General features: G+C 61.2%; 15 protein-coding genes and 1 pseudogene. 15 read left to right on the top strand and 1 reads right to left on the bottom strand.

Annotated features, from left to right (window positions below):
* The first annotated feature begins 354 nt into the window (after positions 1-354).
* Both J3A64_RS21965 and J3A64_RS21960 read left to right on the top strand, forming a co-directional pair.
* Positions 355-960, top strand: coding sequence for a hypothetical protein (locus J3A64_RS21965; protein WP_210065898.1), 606 nt, complete (start codon positions 355-357; stop codon positions 958-960).
* A complete protein-coding gene (locus J3A64_RS21960) occupies positions 960-1337 on the top strand; it encodes a hypothetical protein (protein ID WP_210065890.1) in 378 nt (125 codons plus the stop codon). The genes J3A64_RS21965 and J3A64_RS21960 overlap by 1 nt, the downstream gene beginning before the upstream one ends.
* A gap of 449 nt (positions 1338-1786) precedes the next feature.
* On the opposite strand, the gene J3A64_RS24015 is transcribed toward J3A64_RS21960, so the two are convergent.
* A complete protein-coding gene (locus tag J3A64_RS24015) occupies positions 1787-1897 on the bottom strand; it encodes a LacI family DNA-binding transcriptional regulator (protein ID WP_307807222.1) in 111 nt (36 codons plus the stop codon).
* A 902-nt stretch (positions 1898-2799) separates the two neighbouring features.
* On the opposite strand from J3A64_RS24015, the gene J3A64_RS21950 reads away from it, so the two are divergent.
* The 13 genes and pseudogenes from J3A64_RS21950 (at position 2800) to J3A64_RS21890 (ending at position 16904) form a co-directional block, all read left to right on the top strand.
* The gene (locus J3A64_RS21950; RefSeq protein WP_210065889.1) at positions 2800-4086 is read left to right on the top strand and encodes an AAA family ATPase; all 1287 of its coding nucleotides are present in this window, start codon (positions 2800-2802) and stop codon (positions 4084-4086) included.
* Positions 4073-4813 (top strand): HNH endonuclease, encoded by a 741-nt coding sequence (locus J3A64_RS21945; RefSeq protein ID WP_210065888.1) that lies wholly within the window; start codon positions 4073-4075, stop codon positions 4811-4813. Before J3A64_RS21950 ends, J3A64_RS21945 begins: the two co-directional genes overlap by 14 nt.
* Positions 4814-5302: 489 nt before the next feature.
* Entirely contained in the window at positions 5303-6106 is an 804-nt protein-coding gene (locus J3A64_RS21940) for a hydroxypyruvate isomerase family protein (RefSeq protein WP_210065887.1), read from the top strand.
* Positions 6107-6171: 65 nt separating this feature from the next.
* Positions 6172-7068, top strand: a pseudogene (locus J3A64_RS21935) (2-hydroxy-3-oxopropionate reductase); the annotation flags it as partial.
* Positions 7069-7193: 125 nt separating this feature from the next.
* Positions 7194-8969 (top strand): glyoxylate carboligase, encoded by a 1776-nt coding sequence (gene gcl / locus J3A64_RS21930; protein ID WP_210065886.1) that lies wholly within the window; start codon positions 7194-7196, stop codon positions 8967-8969.
* Positions 8970-8994: 25 nt separating this feature from the next.
* Complete coding sequence (locus tag J3A64_RS21925; protein ID WP_210065885.1) at positions 8995-10161, top strand: glycerate kinase; 1167 nt, start codon at positions 8995-8997, stop codon at positions 10159-10161.
* Positions 10154-11503 (top strand): allantoinase AllB, encoded by a 1350-nt coding sequence (allB, locus tag J3A64_RS21920; RefSeq protein WP_011776129.1) that lies wholly within the window; start codon positions 10154-10156, stop codon positions 11501-11503. The genes J3A64_RS21925 and allB overlap by 8 nt, the downstream gene beginning before the upstream one ends.
* A 10-nt stretch (positions 11504-11513) precedes the next feature.
* A complete protein-coding gene (locus tag J3A64_RS21915) occupies positions 11514-12341 on the top strand; it encodes a winged helix-turn-helix domain-containing protein (protein ID WP_210065878.1) in 828 nt (275 codons plus the stop codon).
* Between the two features lie 97 nt (positions 12342-12438).
* Positions 12439-12906, top strand: a complete 468-nt coding sequence (gene bcp / locus J3A64_RS21910; protein WP_011776131.1) for a thioredoxin-dependent thiol peroxidase — start codon at positions 12439-12441, stop codon at positions 12904-12906.
* Positions 12907-13052: 146 nt separating this feature from the next.
* Positions 13053-14174, top strand: coding sequence for a PP2C family protein-serine/threonine phosphatase (locus J3A64_RS21905; protein WP_210065877.1), 1122 nt, complete (start codon positions 13053-13055; stop codon positions 14172-14174).
* 19 nt (positions 14175-14193) lie between these two features.
* A complete protein-coding gene (locus J3A64_RS21900) occupies positions 14194-16170 on the top strand; it encodes a glycosyltransferase family 2 protein (protein WP_210065875.1) in 1977 nt (658 codons plus the stop codon).
* A complete protein-coding gene (locus tag J3A64_RS21895) occupies positions 16160-16492 on the top strand; it encodes an STAS domain-containing protein (RefSeq protein ID WP_014922802.1) in 333 nt (110 codons plus the stop codon). The genes J3A64_RS21900 and J3A64_RS21895 overlap by 11 nt, the downstream gene beginning before the upstream one ends.
* Entirely contained in the window at positions 16485-16904 is a 420-nt protein-coding gene (locus tag J3A64_RS21890) for an ATP-binding protein (protein WP_014922803.1), read from the top strand. The genes J3A64_RS21895 and J3A64_RS21890 overlap by 8 nt, the downstream gene beginning before the upstream one ends.
* Positions 16905-16972 lie beyond the last annotated feature (68 nt).

Below are 16972 nucleotides of genomic sequence, written 5' to 3'. Positions count from 1 at the left end.
CTCCCATCATCGCGATGCAACTCACGGTTCTGTTCGATGACGGCGCGTGGAACACCTAGTCACTCTTCCATGGCACTCATTTCCACCCAAATCACCACCTAATTTCGCCCAAATCACCACCTAGATTCGATTTATCGACACTAGGGGGTGAATTTCCCAGGCTACTTTCGCCGTGTACTAGCACATTCCAGGGTAGCCATCAGGACAACGAGCGAACACCGTTCTTTCGTTTCGGCACCCAGCTCTGGGTGGATGGTGCAGAACCGTTGGACAAACCTGTCCGGGGAATATCTATTTGGGGATCGCATGCATATTTTTAGAAATTCTAGGAAAAGCATAATTCGTATAGTCACAATGATCGTGGCCGTCCTTGCAATACTCTCAGCATCAGTAGGCCCTGCAAACGCTGCCGCTTCGCGTACTGTCTCACTCGACGGGACGGGCGTTACGTTGTTGGAACCGACACCGGCCCAGCGGACGGAGGCGCTGATCCGACTGGAACAAGCGCGTCTGCAGGACCCAACGGGCTTCAGCCAGCGCGTAAAGCTGATCCAAAGTTCGAAACCGCTAAAGAAGTACTTGTCGGCAGACCGTCGTTTCGACGCTCGTCAGCAACAAGAGTTCTTGGCAGCTTCCATGCCCACGGACGCTCTCGAGTCGCTCGTATCGCTGACAGATTCCGGGTATCTGACTCTTCAACTGACGGATGGACCGAAAAACACGAAGGTCGCCAAGCTCGTCAAAGCTAAACCAGTGATGGTTGGTGGCGGGAAAGGGTCCACGGCAATGATGCCCATGTATCCTCAGTGTCCGTCCGCATGGGCAGCTCTCTGGGCTTGGTGGGGAACGAACATGGCTTTCTGTGGCGCAATGGGCTTCTTCGGCCCCATGGCGATGATCGGCTGCTCAGCTGCCATGACAATTGCAGGAGGCTTCATCGACTTTAATAGGGGGTGCTGATGGACGCTTCTACTGAAAACCCAGAACGAAACTACTGGCTGGGGTTGTCCGGGATGTACGGGCTGACATTAAGCGTCGTCGCCATGGCTGCGTGGCCGTGGCCGCTGATCATGGTGGCTTCCTTCCTTCTGTTCGCCGTTATGCAAGCAGTCTGCTACCGACAGCTGGGTCGCCAAATTCAAGGCAAGCTCGCAACGGCAAACCCAGGGGGCGCGGCCTTGGCTGGCACCTTCGGGCTTGGCGCCATCCTCCTACAGGGCGCCCCGATTGCTCTATGGGCGGGCCCCGTTTTGGGGCTTGCAACGTTCGCCGGAACGTACCTGTATTTACGCAAGTTCGGGCGTTTCCACCGGGACTCGTCCGCTGCCTCCGCCTGATCAATTACAGCCATAACCTGGGGCCGCGCAGTCTGGCGACTACGTCGAACTGCGCGGCCCCGTCTTGGTCATTCAAGACCCGAAAACTCGCTTCTAGGGCGGTTTCAACCCGAAGCCAGCTCGACTCCCGGCGAGGGAGTGTCTCAAGGAGGGTCGGGTTCGACGATTTCATATATCTGGAGGACGGTGTTTGTTCGGCTACGTTTTGCGTTGTCGTCCGGCGGACACGTTGCGCGGCAATGCGGGCGAGTGTGCTGTCCACTGTCGATCGCTGCGATGAGGCCGACGTAGCTGGGTCCGCTGCCGCGTCGGCGATGCCGCGGCAACTTCGCTACTCACGAGCGAGTCCGCGTCCTTGGCTAAGGCTAGGACGCGCATTGTTCGGTCTCCTCAGTGGTCCTCGCCGCGGCTAATAAACGGTGACTGAGCAGCCATGTAGCGCAGTTGACCTATTCATTGGCTACCGCCCTTCCAGCCGGGCTTCCGTTCAAAACGCGCGGCACCGTCCCCACAGACACCCCCGCCGTCTTGGCGACGTCCTGAACTGTCGACCGAGCCATTAGTTTGACCTTCCGCGAGCGCCTTAGTTCAATGAGTCGACGCAGCCTTGGGCCCACCGCCGCTCTTCAGCCTAGACGCAGCCTCCCAGAGACCTCGCATATCAGGCTTGCCTGCCCGAGTACTCTTCAGAGTTCAACGCTCTTCCGCAATTGGCGTCAATAGGCTTCTCGCGGACCCTGGCTCAGTACACGGCTTTGCGATGCATTACGACAGACCCGCAGCGATTCATGGTCCATTGATCACAGGAGCATTCAGCAGGCGCTGCACCTGATGGTAAGGACCGTCGGGTCAACCAGCATCATATGCTGCCACCTGAAACCGTAGTCAGATCGTCCGGTACTGTACTGCCCCGGCGAACCGCACAGGCGGAGGGCAGCTCAAGCCTCCCGACTACCCTCTCGGTGACGACACCGTCTGGGTTGGCAGCCGCGAGACTTGTATTAGCATGCTATTGCCTGGCGCTACAGATAGCAGTGGATTTGGCATTGCGGCCAGAGGCCGCCATGAGACCGACCGAAACCAGCGCGTTCATGTGGGCCGCACTATAATCGCCACACCACCAAGACTGGCTACATGAAACGCTCAGCGCAGCCGGAAGCGCCCACACTCGGCCAGCAGTCAGACGAAGACCAGCCTCGGATACGTCCTCCATGAACCTCAACTTTTGAGTGGATGGCGACAAGTGCGGCTGGCACAGCGTGACTAGAGCCAACAAAGGGGCCTTGGCTGAGCTAGCATGTCGTCTCATACCTATCGATAAGGAGTACAGCAACCACGGCTCAGCCGAGACTACAATTCCTATGTACACCTTCCGCTGGTAAGGCAGTCAGAACTCCGAGTAGGGACTTCAGGATACCCGAACTGCAGCAGACCAATATTTCGACCTGAACACTGAGGACTGATGAATAACTATACTGGCTTCCGCGAACTTGAATTAGTGGACTGGCGTCAGTTCGGTCATATTTCGATTGACTTCCATTCAAGGCTAACCATCTTAACCGGGGCTAATGCTAGCGGAAAGAGCACGCTCCTTGGAATTCTTGCTCGTCATTTGAATTGGAATCGTCAATATTCATCAGCTCCAGTCCGAAACTTTAAGGATCGCAACTCCTGGTCCATCCTAGGCCCACGCCGAATGCGGAGAATGCGTGATACGGGAAGTCGCTGGGCTCAAATTGGCATCTTGACTTACGGCAACGGTGGACGTACAGAAATATCCGTGCCCATTTCTGATGCTAATGGTCGACAGGAGTATGACCTCTATCTACCCGAGCAACAGCTTATACAGGGCGTCTACCTAAATTCTCATCGAATTTCTAACGGCAACTACATAAGCGTTCCAGCGATTCCTACCATCTTCACTGACGCTGAACAGATGTTCGAACGATTTACAGAAGAGATGCGGGCAGTTTGGGCAGGATCGTGGACCGGGCGACCGCCGCGAATGGCGCTAAAAGAGGCGCTTATGGCAGCGGCTCTGTTCGGGTCACCTGGAAACCTTTCCATCGACTACAATCCAGAAGCGGCGGAAATCTGGGACGGGTTTCAAGAGATCCTATCTCTGGTGCTACCGAAGTCCATTAGATTTAAGCGGCTGCGGGTTAGGGTGCCTGACGTAATAGTCGAGACTGCCACCGGTGACTTTGTGCTTGACGATGCCTCTGGCGGAGTCTCAGCCGTTTTGGAAATGGCATGGCAAATTTTCCTCCGTTCGCGAAATACGGATAATTTCACCGTCGTCCTTGATGAACCTGAGAATCACCTTCATCCAAGCCTGCAACGCGAGTTGCTTCCCAGCCTACTAACAGCCTTCCCTAAGGCCCAGTTTGTTGTTGCAACCCATAGCCCCTTTGTTGTCACTGCAACACCGGACTCCTATGTCTATGTACTTGACTTCAATAATGATGGACAAGTTGATTCCCGAGCTCTAGATTACGCCAACAAGTCTTCAGGTGCCGACGACACTCTTCGGCGCGTTCTAGGGCTGCCAAGCACTCTGCCGATTTGGGCCGAGAAGGAGCTATCTGAAATTGTCACTCGCCATCTTCGGGGATCTTTGACCGCCGAAAGCATGGACACACTCCGAGACGAACTCACAGCGATTGGACTGGAGTCCGATTTTCCCGAAACGGTAGTGCGCATCGTGGATTCCCACCGCGACGGGGGCAGCAATAATGCGCAAGCTTGAGAAAGGACCTGCACCTGAGGTGCTTCGCACCAATGAGGCAACATGGACGCAGGCGTACGTCGCAGCTCCCAAAGAGGAACGTCGCAAGTGCGAGAAGTGGCGACATTCAGCCATCAAGGATGCGCTTCACGAAGAGACTGACTTTAAGTGCGCATACTGCGAAGCAAAGATTATTGATGTGTCGTTTCCTCATGTCGAACACATTCTACCCAAGGCTACCTTTCCACATTTGGCACACTCCTGGTCAAATTTAACAACCGCCTGCGGGGTTTGCAACAACGGCAAGGGTGATTATTACGAAGAGAACGCACCAATACTAAATCCTTATACTGATGAATTGCCAACTTTTATACAACATCGCGGCCCGTTTGTTGATTGGACTGCAGGTAACGTACGCGCCGAGATATCGGTTCGAACGCTCGACCTGAACCGTCCTCCCCTACTGATGTCACGCACTGAACGCATAAATAATGTTCGAGAATTATATGATAAATGGCATGGGAGCATCGAGCCTCTTCGCTCTATTCTCGCGGCAGCAATTCGTATTGATGCCCTCAAGGGTGAGTTTCAGCAGACAGTAATTACATACCTTCGCGACCGAAATTTTTCAAATCTGATAATCAACCAGAATAGGCACAGAAGTCCGCGGAAAAGTGGCCGGACGACCCTTGCGTCCAAGGCTTGCCCCACAACTGTCGACCGCGAGTCAGCCAAGGGCTGCCCTTAGGGCCACGGCCATCGCTGGCTTCAGACCGAACAAACCTCTCGTGCCAGTTGTCCACAAACCGTAGGCGCCTTTGGATGGTCTCGCCCGGGCGAGAGCAAGGTGCACTTCTCGTTGATATCCCGGCCGCCTCCACTCGGGTTCATGAGCCCCTGCTTGTCGACTTCCAGATCTGATACTCCTCCTAGATTGTTCGTGTGAAGGCGCCGTAGGATGCGTGGTTGCCCTAGGCCGAAGTCCTCAACAAGGAACTCCAAGCCCCTGGAGGGGCACCACCTGTGGCGGGGGCGTCTCCCACACGCCTCACGTACATCACCTCTGATATCCCAAACCCCCACCTCCCCACACACCCCCTTGACTCCCATCCCCACCTTCCCTAAACTTTTCATAAAGCAGAATCTAAATTCCACAAAGCGGAAACTGAGGCCAGGCACCAGGGCAGCAGCCAAGCAACGGAAGATAGATCCAAGCCCCTCCTCGGAAGGACCTACGATGACGTACACAGTGAACTGCTCCATCCTCCTGACGGAGCTGCCCTTGCTCGAGCGCCCCGCCGCCGCGAAGGCAGCCGGTTTTGACGCCGTCGAGTTCTGGTGGCCCTTCGAGACCTCCGTCCCCAGCGACGCACAAGTAAATGAGTTTGAAACCGCCATCAAGGACGCCGGCGTTCAGCTCACCGGCTTGAACTTCAACGCTGGCAACATGCCTGGTGGCGACCGCGGCCTGGTTTCCTGGAAGGGACGTTGCTCCGAGTTCAAGGACAACATCGACGTCGTAGCCGGCATCGGTGAGCGCCTCGGCTGCAAGGCCTTCAACGCCCTTTACGGCAACCGCCAGGACGAGTTCACCCCTGAAGAGCAGGACGAACTCGCCGCCAAGAACCTTGCCGCAGCAGCAGAAGGCGTCGCCCGCATCGGCGGCACCGTCCTCCTCGAACCGGTCAGCGGCGCACCCAAGTACCCGCTCCTCACCGCCGAAGACGCACTCAAGGTCATCGCCCGCGTCAAGGCAGAATCCGGCGCACAGAACATCAAGCTCCTCGCCGACTTCTACCACCTGGCAGTCAACGGCGACGACGTCGAATCCGTCATCGAAAACCACGCCAAGGACTTCGGCCACATCCAGATCGCCGACAACCCCGGTCGCGGCGCTCCCGGAACCGGCACGCTCCCCCTCGGCGAATGGATCGCCCGCAGCCGCGAACTCGGCTACGACGGCTACATCGGCCTCGAGTACAAGGAACCGCAGGAATCGGCCTTCAGCTGGGCCATCCGCCAGCGCGCCAACGCCAACTAACGCACGACGGCGGCACCCGCCACAGCGGCTGACTCACCAAACAGCACACCTGAGCTAAAAAGACTTTCAGAAAGAGAACCACAATGAGCAACGTTGCAGTCATCGGACTCGGAATCATGGGCCTCCCCATGGCCATCAACCTCGTCAAGGCCGGCCACACGGTCACCGGTTTCAACCGCAGCCAGGACAAGATCGACAAGCTCGTCTCCGAGGGCGGCCAGGGTGCCACCAGCATCGCGGACGCAGTCAAGGACGCCGACGTCGTCATCACCATGGTCCCGGACTCCCCCGATGTTGAGGGTGTAGTCAGCGGCAAGGACGGCGTCTTCGCCAACGCGAAGAAGGGCACCCTGTGGATCGACGCATCCAGCATCCGCCCCGACGTCGCCAAGCGTCTCTCCGACGACGCCGTAGCAGCAGGCATCCGCCCGCTCGACGCTCCCGTATCCGGTGGCGAACAGGGCGCCATCGACGCCGTCCTGTCCATCATGGTCGGCGGCGAAGCGGCTGACTTCGAGGCAGCACAGGATGTCCTCAACGCAGTGGGCAAGACCATCGTCCACGTCGGCCCGTCCGGCTCCGGCCAGACCGTCAAGGCAGCCAACCAGCTGATCGTGGCCGTCAACATCCAGGTCCTCGGCGAGGCCATCGCCTTCCTTGAGGCTTACGGCGTAGACACCGACGCAGCTCTGAAGGTCCTGGGCGGCGGCTTGGCCGGCTCCAAGGTCCTGGACCAGAAGGGTCAGAAGATGCTGGACCGCAACTTCGACCCCGGCTTCCGTCTGGCCCTCCACCACAAGGACCTCGGCATCGTCACCTCCGCAGCCCGCGAAGCCAACGTCGCTGTCCCGCTCGGCGCAGTCGTCGCACAGCTCGTCGCCGCAACCGTCAACCAGGGCGACGGCGGCCTCGACCACTCGGGCCTCTTCAAGCAGGTCCTCCAGCTCAGCGGCCGTAAGTAAGCCCAAAGGCACTCAGCAACGAAAAGCAGGGAACCCGCCGTCGTACTTAAACGACGGCGGCTCCCTCACCACACCCAAAAACACCACAGACTTCGCCTGCAAGGGCAAAAAACAAGGAGTACACCATGGCTAAGATGCGCACCGTTGACGCGGCAGTCGCCATCCTGGAAAAGGAAGGCGCCACCGAGGCTTTCGGCCTGCCAGGCGCAGCGATCAACCCCTTCTATTCCGCAATGCGTGCCCACGGCGGCATCCGCCACACACTGGCCCGCCACGTTGAAGGCGCCAGCCACATGGCTGACGGCTACAGCCGCGCAGCTGATGGCAACATCGGCATCTGCATCGGCACGTCGGGCCCCGCTGGCACGGACATGATCACCGGCCTGTACGCCGCATGGGCAGATTCCATCCCCATGCTCTGCATCACCGGCCAGGCACCCGTTGCCAAGCTGCACAAGGAAGACTTCCAGGCTGTGGACATCGAGTCCATCGCCAAGCCGTTGACCAAGTTCGCCATGACCATCCTGGAGCCGGGCCAGGTTCCCGGCGCTTTCCAGAAGGCGTTCCAGCTGATGCGTTCGGGTCGTCCGGGCCCGGTTCTGCTGGACCTGCCCATCGATGTTCAGATGGCCGAGATCGAGTTCGACATCGAAGCCTACGAGCCCCTGCCGGTGGAGAAGCCCAAGGCTTCCCGCAAGCAGCTGGAAAAGGCTTTGGACCTGCTGACCGCAGCCCAGCACCCGCTGATCGTTGCCGGTGGCGGCATCATCAACGCCGGCGCTTCGGCCCAGTTGGTTGAGCTGGCCGAAATCCTGAACGTTCCCGTTATCCCCACGCTGATGGGTTGGGGAGCCATCCCGGACGACCACCAGCTGATGGCCGGCATGGTTGGCCTGCAGACCTCGCACCGTTACGGCAACGAGACGTTCCTGCAGAGCGACTTCGTGATCGGCATCGGCAACCGTTGGGCCAACCGCCACACCGGCGGCCTGGACACTTACACGGCCGGCCGCAAGTTCGTTCACATCGACATTGAGCCGACACAGATCGGTCGCGTTTTCTCGCCGGACCTGGGCATCACGTCCGACGCCGGTGCGGCGCTGGACGGTCTGCTGGAGCTGGCCCGCGAACGCCAGGCCGCCAAGACCCTGCCGGACTACTCGGGTTGGGTTGCCGAATGCCAGGAGCGCAAGGGTTCCCTGCACCGCAAGACCAACTTCGACAACGTGCCCATCAAGCCGCAGCGCGTGTACCAGGAGATGAACAAGGCCTTCGGCCGCGACACCACCTACGTGTCCACCATCGGTCTCTCGCAGATCGCCGGCGCACAGATGCTGCACGTGTTCGGTGCCCGGAAGTGGATCAACGCTGGCCAGGCCGGCCCGCTGGGTTGGACCGGTCCCGCCGCACTGGGCGTGGTTCGTGGAACCCCGGACGCCACCGTTGTTGCCCTGTCCGGTGACTACGACTTCCAGTTCATGATCGAGGAACTGGCCGTTGGCGCACAGTTCAACCTGCCGTACATCCACGTTGTGGTGAACAACAGCTACCTGGGCCTGATCCGCCAGAGCCAGCGCGGCTTCAACATGGAACAGAACGTTTCCCTGGCCTTCGAGAACATCAACTCCCCGGAGACCAACGGCTACGGCGTGGACCACATCAAGGTTGCCGAAGGTCTGGGCGTCAAGGCCATCCGCGTTGAGGACCCCAACGATCTGCCTGCCGCTTTCGACAAGGCCAAGGCACTGATGGGCGAGTTCAAGGTTCCCGTGGTTGTTGAAGTGATCCTGGAAAAGATCACCAACATCTCCATGGGCGTTGAGATCAGCGGCGTGAACGAGTTCGAAGAGTTGGCAGAAACCGCGGCGGACGCACCCACCGCGATCCTGACCAAAGCGTAAGTAAGTAAAGGAAGGAGGCACCGGAATGCGTGTTGTCATCGCCCCGGACAAATTCAAGGGCTCGCTGTCCGCGCCCGACGTCGCCGAGCACCTGGCAACAGGACTGCTGGCGGGGTTCGGCCACGGTATTCAAGCAACACGCATTCCGGTGGCCGACGGCGGCGAAGGAACCATCGACGCCGCCATCGGCTCCGGCTTCACCCGCCGGACCACCACCGTCACCGGCCCGCTCGGCGAGCCGGTGAAGGCCGACTTCGCGGTGCGGGACCAGGAAGCTGTCATCGAAATGGCGGCAGCTTCCGGCCTGGCCCTCCTCCCGGACGGCCCCACGAGCGAAACCGCAAAGACCGCAACCAGCATCGGAACGGGCGAACTCATCCGGGCCGCGCTGGACCTCGGCTGCCGCAAGATCATCCTGGGTGTGGGCGGCAGCGCCAACACCGACGCCGGCGCGGGAGTCCTGCAGGGCCTCGGCGCCGTCTTCCTGGACGAGAATGGGAACGAGCTCCCCGGCGGCGGTGCCGCTTTGGCACAGCTGAACAGCATCGACTTCTCCAACTTCGACGTCCGCGTCGAGGCAACAGAGTTCGTATTGGCGTCCGACGTCGACAATCCCCTTTTGGGGACCAGCGGAGCCCCAGCCATCTTCGGTCCGCAGAAGGGCGCGACGCCGGACGACGTCACCTCGCTGGACGCGGCGCTGAGCCACTTTGTCGACGTCCTCGCAGCCACAACCGGGCAGCACGCCAAGTTTGCGGCCAAAGCCGAAGGTGCCGGAGCGGCAGGCGGCGTTGGCTACATTGCCATCGCGGCACTGAAGGCAGAGCGGCGGCCGGGCATCGACGTCGTGCTTGAATTCACTGAACTCGAGCGCAGGCTCAAGGGCGCCGACCTGGTGATCACCGGAGAAGGCAGCCTGGACGAGCAAAGCCTGCTCGGCAAGACTCCCATGGGAGTTTCGCGGGCGGCACAAAGGAACGGGGTTCCCGTGATCGCAGTGTGCGGCAGGAGTACCCTGAGCCGGGAACAACTCACGGATGCCGGCTTCCACACGGTCCACGCACTGACCGATCTGGAAAAAGATGTCCAAAAATGTATCGCTGAAGCAGGTCCGTTGCTTGAACAATTAGGTAAGCACATAGGCGTGTACCTGGCGGAACGGACCGAAAACAAGGAGTACCTCAATGTCTGAAGCAATCGGCGCCTATGACCTCGTTATCCGGGGCCAGCGCATCCTGACCACCGCCGGCCTCGCAGCCCGCGAAGTTGGTATCCGCGACGGCATAATCGTCGCCATCGAACCCCTGGGCAACGGCCTGACGGGCAACGAGGTCATCGAACTCGCAGACGACGAAACCCTCATCCCCGGCCTGGTGGATACCCACGTCCACGTCAACGAGCCCGGCCGCACCGAGTGGGAAGGCTTCGCCTCCGCCACCCGTGCCGCAGCTGCCGGTGGCGTGACCACCATTATCGACATGCCGTTGAACAGCATCCCGCCCACCACCACCGTGGACGGCCTGGAGCAGAAGCGCGTGGTCGCCAAGGACCAGGCGTTCGTTGACGTCGGATTCTGGGGCGGTGCCATCCCGGGCAACAAGAGCGACCTCCGCCCGCTGCACGACGAAGGCGTTTTCGGCTTCAAGTGCTTCCTCCTGCACTCCGGCGTGGACGAGTTCCCGCACCTGGACGCGGATGAGATGGAAGAGGACATGAAGGAACTGAAGTCCTTCGATTCCCTCATGATCGTGCACGCCGAGGACTCCCACGCGATCGACCGCGCCCCGCACCCCGGCGGCGACCACTACGAGACTTTCCTGGCCTCCCGCCCCCGCGGCGCCGAGAACAAGGCAATCGCCGAGGTCATCGAACGTGCCCGCTGGACCGGCGCCCGTGCCCACATCCTGCACCTCTCCTCCTCGGACGCGCTGCCCATGATCGCCTCTGCAAAGCGCGACGGCGTCAACCTCACCGTTGAGACGTGCCCTCACTACCTGACGCTCATGGCCGAAGAAATCCCGGACGGCGCCACGGCCTACAAGTGCTGCCCGCCCATCCGTGAGGCCTCCAACCGCGAGCTCCTCTGGAAGGGCCTGCAGGACGGCACCATCGACTGCATCGTCTCGGACCACTCCCCCTCCACGCTGGACCTCAAGGACCTGGAAAACGGCGACTTCGCAGTGGCATGGGGCGGCGTTTCCTCGCTGCAGCTGGGCCTGTCCCTCATCTGGACCGAAGCCCGCCACCGCGGCATCCCGCTGGAACAGGTTGTCTCGTGGATGGCTGAGAAGCCCGCCGCCCTGGCACGCCTGCACAACAAGGGCCAGCTCGCCCTGGGCTACGACGCGGACTTCTCCATCTTCGCCCCGGACGAAGCCTTCGTTGTAGACGTCACCAAGCTCAAGCACAAGAACCCGATCACGCCGTACGACGGCCGTCCGCTGGCCGGCGTCGTCCGCAAGACCTACCTGCGCGGAACCCCCATCGACGGCCAGAACCCCGGCGGCAAGCTGCTCCGCCGCGGCAACGTTTAGGTCAACCGTCATGGCAGTCAATGCCTACGGGCCACCGCCGTCGCGAGGACCCGCAGCACGCGGCCTCGCGGGTCGGCGGGCCGGCTTGAATCATCGGAACGGCCTGACAGCGCACGGGCTGGCCCTTTGGGTCAACCCGGCCGAGGGCGACGAGATCGATCCTGAAGTCTGGGAACGGGCAGCACGCCTTGTGCTGGCCCGCGCAATGAAACTTGCCCCGGATGCGGAAGTCCGTATCTGGCCCGCCACCGGGGCAGAGCACTCCGGCGTCGGCGACACTTCCTGGGGCGGCACTCCGCAGGAAGCCGCCGACGCCGGTACCAACGGCCGCTCTTCGAGTACCGTAACGCTCGCCGATGCCCTCGCGGAGGCGCGTTTGGAGGCCCGCACTCGGGGAGGTTCACCCTCATCCGGACAATTCACCAGCGCACGCGAGGGTGATATGTCCGGCGGAGGGGGACGCGCAGCAGAGGGCGACAGCACCGCCGTCGAGCCCGTAACGTTGGCGAGCCGCCGCAGCCAACTTGCGGTGGACCTCGCCGCTGAAGTAGTGCTGCTGGATGGCGAGCCGGTTTCCTTTACTGGCATGGAATATAAGCTGCTGCGCTACCTGGTGGTCAACTGCTCCCGGGCCATCAGTCGTGAAGAATTGCAACGTTTTCTGGAGTCATTTGACCTCCCCGGCGCGGCATTTCGCTCGATCGACGTTTATGTTGGAAGGGTGCGGCGGAAGCTAGGCTCCGCCCGACACACCGTCGCCACCGTCCGTGGTGGCGGCTACCAGTTCGTGCCAGGGCCCTATGCCACAGTGCGCGGACCTGCGGAATACAGCATCTAAGTTCGCTGTTGTAAAAGATCAACGCCCCGCAATGTGCATGACCGCTGTTGTTTGAAATGAAGGCCGGCTGTTTGCCGGTGAAACGTAAAGGATCGCTATGACCCAGAAACTCCTCGTCGGAACGCAAGCACCTGATTTCGCGCTTCTCGACGCCGACGGCACCAAGGTCTCGCTGTCCGATTACCGCGGACGCAACGTCATTGTGTACTTCTACCCGAAGGCAGCCACCCCCGGCTGCACCACCGAGGCTTGCGACTTCCGCGACAACCTCGCCAGCCTGCAGGGCAAGGGATACGACGTTATCGGGATCTCCCCGGACGGCCCGGAGGACCTCGCAAAGTTCACCGGCGAGTTCGCCCTGACCTTCCCGCTGCTCTCTGACGAAGACCACTCCGTGGCCCTTGCCTACGGCGCTTGGGGCGAGAAGCTGGTTGACGGCGAAATCGTCGAAGGCCTGGTCCGCTCCACCGTTGTCCTCGACGGCGAAGGCACCGTGAAGCTCACCCAGTACCAGGTGTCCGCCCAGGGCCACGTCCAGGCGCTCAAGGAAGAGCTGGGCGTCTAACCCTCTCTCACATCACGCGTGCTTGAGGGAAACCCTCTCTCACATAACTGCACAAAACGTGTAACGCCCGCCCACATTTGTGAGCGGGCGTTTCATGTGTCGTGACTAAACGTGACAAATACCCAGCAGCATTAGTTAATGGAGCCATGGTCTCTCCCACACCCGTGCGCCACGCTGTCGTTGTTGAAGACGATGCTGACATCCGCGGCCTCCTCGTCCTCGTACTGGAGCAGCTCGACTTTGTGGTGACCGAAGCCCCTGACGGTCTCTCCGGCGTCGAGGCTGTCCGCAGAACCAACGCCGAACTGGTGACGCTGGACATCAACCTCCCGGACATCGATGGCATGGAAGTCTGCCGTCGTCTCCGCGAATTCTCGGACGCGTACATCCTGATGCTCACCGCCCGGGCCGACGAGATCGACCGGCTCACAGGCCTGGACACCGGCGCTGACGATTACATCAACAAACCGTTCAGCCCCAAGGAACTTCAAGCCCGCATCCGCGCCCTGTTCCGCCGCGCCGCCCGGACTCCTGCCGCACCTGCCGAGGACGCCGGTCAGAGCGATGAACTCGCCCGCGCCGCAGTGGTGCAGCAAAGCCTCCTGCCGCGCGAAACGGTCCGCCTCAGCGGTTACGACGTCGCTGGCGCCTTCCGCCCTTCGCGCAGCGTTGGTGGGGACTTCTATGACTGGTACCAGACCCGCGACGGCATGCACTTCACGTTCGCGGACGCCATGGGCAAGGGCATGGGTGCCGCACTCATCGCAGCAACGGTCCGCGCCGTGATGCGTTCAGTAGCGGACACCCCTGCAATCGACGCTGCCTTCGGATCCGCCAGCGCCACCATTACCTCCGACCTGGACCAGTCCGGCTCCTTCGTCACCATGTTCCACGCGCGGCTGGACAGCGCCTCGGGAAGACTTAGCTATATCGACGCCGGCCATGGGCTTGCGCTGCACGTTCCCGCTGAGGGGGCGGCGCGGAGGCTGGTCTCAGCCGGACCACCCGTCGGCATTCTGGACGATCAACAGTGGCCCGCTTCTGAGCTGGACCTGGAGCCTGGCGATTCGCTGGTGATCGTCAGCGACGGCGTGCTCGACGCCCACAATTCCTTGGAGGACTTTCAGCGGAACGTGGAGAAAGTGGCGCGCAGCGGCGCTACCTCGGACGATGTCTGCGCCGCTCTGCTGGAGCTGGCACCGGCGGCAACTGCTGAAGACGACGTGACCGCCGTCGTCGTACGCCGAAAACCAAACGCAGGACTGTAAACCGCAAAAGGGGGGATTTGTGACACGTTTCTGGACCCGGCTGATCGTGGTGCTGACGGTCATTTTGGGCGTCAACTACGTAGCGTGGCGTTGGATGGCCTCGCTGAACTGGGAAGCGTGGTGGATCGCTGTTCCATTGGTGATTGCCGAGACGTACAGCCTGATCGATGTCATGTTGTTCGGCCTGACCGTGTGGAACATCAAATTCCGGAAACCGCCACCCCCTCCCCCAGCCGACGCAACGGTGGACGTCTTCATCACCACCTACAACGAGCCGTTGGACCTGGTGATGACTACGGCCTTGGCGGCCAAGGAGATCCGCTGGCCGCACAGCACTTGGATCCTCGACGACGGCGATCGCCCCGAGATGCGCGAACTCGCCGAATCGAACGGGATTGGCTACGTCACGCGTGGCGCGGACTGGACACCGGACATGCCGCGGCACGCCAAGGCGGGCAACCTGAACAACGCGCTCATGGTCACCTCCGGCGAGTACCTGTTGATTCTCGACGCCGACCAGATCCCCGAGCCGGACATCCTGGACAAGACGCTGGGCTACTTCAACGACGACAAAGTGGCGCTCGTCCAGACTCCGCAGTACTTCATCAACGTCCCCGCCGACGACCCCCTCGGCAGCCAGGCTCCCCTGTTCTACGGCCCCATCCAGCAGGGCAAGGACGGCTGGAACGCTGCATTCTTCTGCGGGTCCAATGCGATTCTCCGACGGGAAGCCCTCATGCAGCTGGGCCTTGTGGGCTACGTCAAAGCCACCGAGAAGAGCGTCCGGCGAGCCCTCGCTGCCTCGCGCACCGCCATCAAGAAGGCACGGCGATCACCCGAGGCCGAGAACCCCCTCGTGGAGCAAATGCTGAACGAGGTGGAAGCCGCAACGGAATCAGCGCAGAAGGAACTCGAAGCCGGGGCATCCCTTAGCGAAATCACGTACCGGGTTCGCCGCCAAGTAGACGACGCCGTCCGCACCCTGGTGGCCGCCGACTTCTCGGCACTCCAGTCCGACCTCGAAGAGATCGCTGCCATGGAACTCGCCCACGTCGGCGAGTCGGGCGTGACAACTGTGGCGACTGACGCCGTCGACCGCATGTCCGGACGCGACTGGTCCCCGCTGGGTGCGCTCGAGTCGGTTCACGCTGTCCTGGACGCCATCTCGGTGGAACGCACCGACGAGGCCCAGCCAATCATGCCGCTGGCCACCATCTCCGTCACCGAGGACATGGCCACCGCGATGCGCCTGCACGGCCTGGGTTGGAAGAGCGTTTACCACCACGAAATCCTCGCTAACGGGCTGGCTCCGGAGGACGTCAAAACCATGCTGACCCAGCGCCTCCGCTGGGCCCAGGGCACCATGCAGGTCCTCCTCCGCGAGAACCCGTTGGTCCAGCGTCGGCTCACGTGGGGCCAACGGCTCATGTACTTCTCCACGATGTGGACGTACCTGAGCGGCTTCGCTGCCGTGGTCTATTTCGCGGCGCCCATCATCTACCTGACGCTCGGCATCCTGCCGGTCAACAGCATCAGCTCCGACTTCTTCATCCGCTTCATCCCGTTCATGGTGGTCAATCAATTGCTGTTCCTTGTGGCCGGGCATGGGATTCCCACCTGGCGCGGACAGCAGTACAGCCTTGCCCTGTTCCCCACGTGGATCAAGGCCTGCACGACGGCGGCACGGAACGTTTGGTTCGGACGTCCCCTCGGGTTCGCGGTCACCCCCAAGGCACGGCAAAGCGGCGGGCCCAGTTGGAGCCTGATCCGGCCGCAGATCATCGTGGCCGTCTTGCTGGCAGTGGCGCTGATTGTTGGCCTTATTCGGCTACTCGCCGGAATGTCCGAGCCCTTAGGCACACTGGTAAACGTAGCGTGGGTTGCGTTCGACCTTGTGGTCCTGAGCGTGCTGGTCAAAGCAGTTTTGTACAAAGGTTTCGTGCCCGAAGTTGTCGGGCCGGAGCGCCCCGAGGAGAGGAATGCAGATGCAGTTTAGCTATGAGGTCAACGACTCCTACGCGGAGGTGAAGGGCGTGGGCCGGCTGAACATGGTGGCCGCTCCCAAGCTGCGCGAAGTAGTGGCCGAGGTTGTTGCCGGTGGCTCCAGCCGTGTGGTGGTGAATCTGGCAGAAACCGACTTCATGGATTCCTCCGGGCTTGGCGCCCTGATCGGTTGCCTCAAGGCCGCACGGCAGGCAGGCGGCGACCTCCGGATCGCCGGGGTCCAGCCGCAGGTCAAGATGGTTCTGGAACTGACCAACATGGACAGGGTACTCACGGCGTACCCCACCGCAGAAGCTGCGTTCGGCGATGACTGAGGTCATCGCCAGCCGGGGCTTCCATGGGCCGTCCAACGAGGAAGCTATCGAGGCCATCCACAACGAGCTGGACGCCCTGTGGGACGATGCGTCCTTCGTGCCGGACATGGATCGGATGACCTTCGCTACGGCCGTCATCGAGGCAGCCGCGAACATCGTGCAGCACGCGCTTCCCGTGGCGGAGAAGCCTGTGGAGATCGACGTCGACATCAGCGTTCGGCCTACCCGACTGGTGGCAAGGGTCAGTGCGTTCAACGCCCGCGAACCATTTGCCAATGACATGCAGGCTTCCATGCCGGACTCGGACGCAGAGTCCGGCCGCGGGCTGGCACTGATCGAGGCTTTGGTGACCACAGTGACTTTCGAGCGTCAGGACGGCACCAACACCTGGATCCTGACCCGCGACACCTAACCCTCTCTCACCTCCCCCGCCCTTGACCGCAACCCTCTCTCACATCCCGCGCGCTTGACCGCAACCCT

The sequence above is a fragment of the Pseudarthrobacter sp. PvP004 genome, assembly GCF_017876035.1.
Taxonomy (GTDB): Bacteria; Actinomycetota; Actinomycetes; order Actinomycetales; family Micrococcaceae; genus Arthrobacter; species Arthrobacter aurescens_A.
Note: the sequence above shows the minus strand (reverse complement) of the source record. Positions and strands in the feature narration are given on the sequence as shown.